2 protein-coding genes and 1 pseudogene are annotated in these 3080 nt (G+C 44.4%); all 3 read right to left on the minus strand.

The features are described from left to right. Positions 1–50 precede the first annotated feature (50 nt). Entirely contained in the window at positions 51–1121 is a 1071-nt protein-coding gene (locus tag CDZ87_RS16455) for a PAS domain-containing sensor histidine kinase (RefSeq protein ID WP_100754497.1), read from the minus strand. A gap of 843 nt (positions 1122–1964) precedes the next feature. Then, positions 1965–2135: a hypothetical protein gene (locus CDZ87_RS17085; protein ID WP_157806489.1), complete on the minus strand. Its 171-nt coding sequence runs from the start codon at positions 2133–2135 to the stop codon at positions 1965–1967. A gap of 131 nt (positions 2136–2266) precedes the next feature. After that, a pseudogene (locus CDZ87_RS16460) lies at positions 2267–3025 on the minus strand (IS66-like element ISVa9 family transposase); the annotation flags it as partial. Between the last annotated feature and the right edge of the window lie 55 nt (positions 3026–3080).

Here is a 3080-nt window from a genome sequence, read left to right on the forward strand (position 1 = left end):
CTGAGATGTATTTTAACACCTCTATTTAGGTGGCCAAATTTACTGTACCACTACACTACGCCGAGACTCGATTGAACTTCGAGCTTACAAGCCAACGTATCGACGATTTCTTTCGAGATGCTTAAACCGAGCCCTGTGGAAGTCGCATCATCGTAATTTTCACTGACATCTTTTGAGAAAAAGGGCTTATAGATGGCAGCGATGTCATCGATGCCTTGTCCAGAGTCACACACATTAATCGCGATCCCTTGGTCGTGTTTTTCCAACATAATCGATACCGAGCCCGAAGAAGTGAACTTGATGGCGTTAGAGATAAGGTTAATCAGCACTTGAAACATTCGCGAACGGTCAGACAGAAGATAACATTGTCTCGAATCTAGTCGATTGATGACAGCAAACTTCAATTGCTTCTCTTCTGCTCTGTGAGAGAACAAATCGTATGCATTGTTCACCAAAGTAACTAGATCATACTCACTGCGCTTAATGTTCAGTGAGGTATGTTGCAGACGACTTGCGTCGAGTAAGTTATTCACCACATTCAATAGGTGAAAACCCGACTCACTGATGATTTTCAGTTTATCCTGAATATCATCGGCATTGGGTTCGTTTTGCGCGACTTCCAATAGCCCAAGCATCGCATGGAGAGGGGCCCGCAACTCATGTGACATAGTAGAGAAAAATCGCTCTTTTGCTTTGGTCGCTAACAATGCATCAAACTCAGCACTCTTGAGTGCGGTCATATCTGCATGGGTGCCTGTGAAACGTAGCGCCTTACCCTCACTATCTCTCTCTACCACCCTACCGCGATCCAAAATATAAACCCAACTTCCGTCCGCATGCCTCATTCGATGCATGTTCTCATAGAACTCTGTTTTGCCTTCGATGTGTGCCTTGATGTCGGCAAGGCAGGCATCCATATCGTCTGGATGAACGCGGGAGGACCAATCATCCAAGGTCATTGACAGATCACTCATCTTCAAACCCAACATGTTTGCCCAGTTAAAATCAAACACGACCTCATCGGTCACCGGAGACCAATCCCACATGCCGAGCCGAGTGCTATCCAAAACTAATTTTAATCTCTCGGGGGTGTTTGTAGTATTGAGTTTTATTTTTTTCATGCAGATTGCTCGCCTTATTGACCTAGCTATAACTACAAATTAAGTATAGTTAAGAAAATCAAATAACCAGCTTTGGCTTTTTCCCTCCCCATCTCATTTGCGAGACGGCTTAGTTGGCTTGATGCTCAGATGCCGGAAAGCAATAAAGTCTGAGCATTTACAATGAAAATTGTTCGGTTTTAGGCAATAGCTAGTCTGGTGGCGCGGAGTAAACTAAAAGTAACAAAAAACACACTTTTGCCCCAAAATGAGTTTAGGGCTTGCAGTTACTTAAAAGACTGAGGTGCGGTTTGCCCTACTTTTATTAATTTCTTGTCGGTGTCTAGATTATCGGAGATTTTACCAGAACCACTATAGACCCCTTTCTAAATATTTCAGATCTCAAATTCTCAAGCAAAACCGGATAATTAAGTGGCCTCTACAGCCATGAGCGTAGGGCGATATCGAGGAAAGGATAAGCCTTTTGGTCGTAAACACAACGCCCCATATGGGTAATGGTGTGGCTTCAGACACGCTTACCTTGGATTAGCCTTGGTGGGGTGTAGCTAGCCAATAAAGCCCGAATATAAGCGCGCATCTCAATTGCTTTATGTAAAGTTTTGTTGATTTAAACTGGGAATCCATATTAGAACCGTACGTGCAACTTCCACTGTTTACGGCTTAAGCCTCCACTAAAACGTATTACGTTATCCAGCAACCTAATTGACAGTTAAAGCAAGATAATACCAAGAGTGAAGGCCTACCTTTTTCGGCTTACTATTCACCAAGTAACCTTGGTGTAGGAAGGACTTTTCGTCAAAGTGAAAAAAGGACGCATTCCGTGCCTATTTCATGCAGTTAGGCTTATACCGCAATATCTAAATCACCTTCGTCCGCGCTACGAGCCCAGATCGTTGACCATTTTTCTGTGGTATTTTTGTCATCCTCATCTTTGGTTGGGATGTCGAACGCGCCGGGTTCTTTACTGACACGACACACTTTGCTTAAACCCAGCACAGCGTTTAAGAAATCCATATAGAAAATACGGCATTTCTCTACATTGTCGCCATACCAATTATTGTTGCTGAAATCGAAGAGTCTGATTCTCTCATCCCCATCGTTAGAGTAATAGTAAGCGCCCCATGATCCCACGGGGCGTTTTAGTTTCAGTGTGAGAAGTTCCAAGGAAGAAGAGAGTTAATATCAGGCTCTGGCTTTGCCAGTTCTTTCATACATTTGACCATGTAATCGTAGAGTATCAGTCCGTTCGCTTTCGCCGTCTCGATGATGCTATACAGCAAAGCACTCGCATCAGCACCAAGCGGATTCGTCGAGAATAACCAATTTTTTCTGCCAATGACCAGCGATTTGATTGCGCGTTCCGCTCGGTTGTTGTCGATAGATAAATGCCCATCTTCAACATAGCGTATCAGCTTAGGCCACTGACCCAATGTGTACTTGATGGCTTTACCAAGAGGACTCGATTCGATGACTTTCTGCGTGGTTAACCAGTCATAGAAGTCATCCAACATCGGTTTAGCCTGCGCTTGTCTTTCTGCCCAACGCTCTTCGACCGAAGCCAGTTTTAATCGAGATTCAAGTGCGTACAACTTTTGGATTTTGGCTAACGCCACATCCGCTTTACCTGTTTTACCCTTGCCCTGAAGCTTCTTCGCTTCCATGAACTTACGACGTGCATGAGCGAAGCAACCGACATTAGTGACGTTGCTTAATCCATCATAAGCCGCGTAACCATCACTTTGCAGATAGCCTGAGTAATCACCCAAGAAGTTCACGGGGCACACTCTCGCGCGACTGTTTTGATAGTCGAACAAGACGATATTTTTCATGTCAGGGAGTTTAGCTTCAGGGGAGTCGGCTCCCGAGCAGTACAACCACATGTAACATTGCTTGTCTTCCTTGAGTGTCACCGATCATGCAAAACTGATCCACTAACGATCATCGAAAACTGATCCACTT

Origin of the sequence: Vibrio salilacus (assembly GCF_002811245.1) — a bacterium.
GTDB lineage: Bacteria > Pseudomonadota > Gammaproteobacteria > Enterobacterales > Vibrionaceae > Vibrio > Vibrio salilacus.

Coding starts and splice junctions, on each gene's coding strand:
- CDZ87_RS17085 (WP_157806489.1), bottom strand. CDS start 2,135: ATGGATTTCTTAAACGCTGTGCTGGGTTTAAGCAAAGTGTGTCGTGTC.
- CDZ87_RS16455 (WP_100754497.1), bottom strand. CDS start 1,121: ATGAAAAAAATAAAACTCAATACTACAAACACCCCCGAGAGATTAAAA.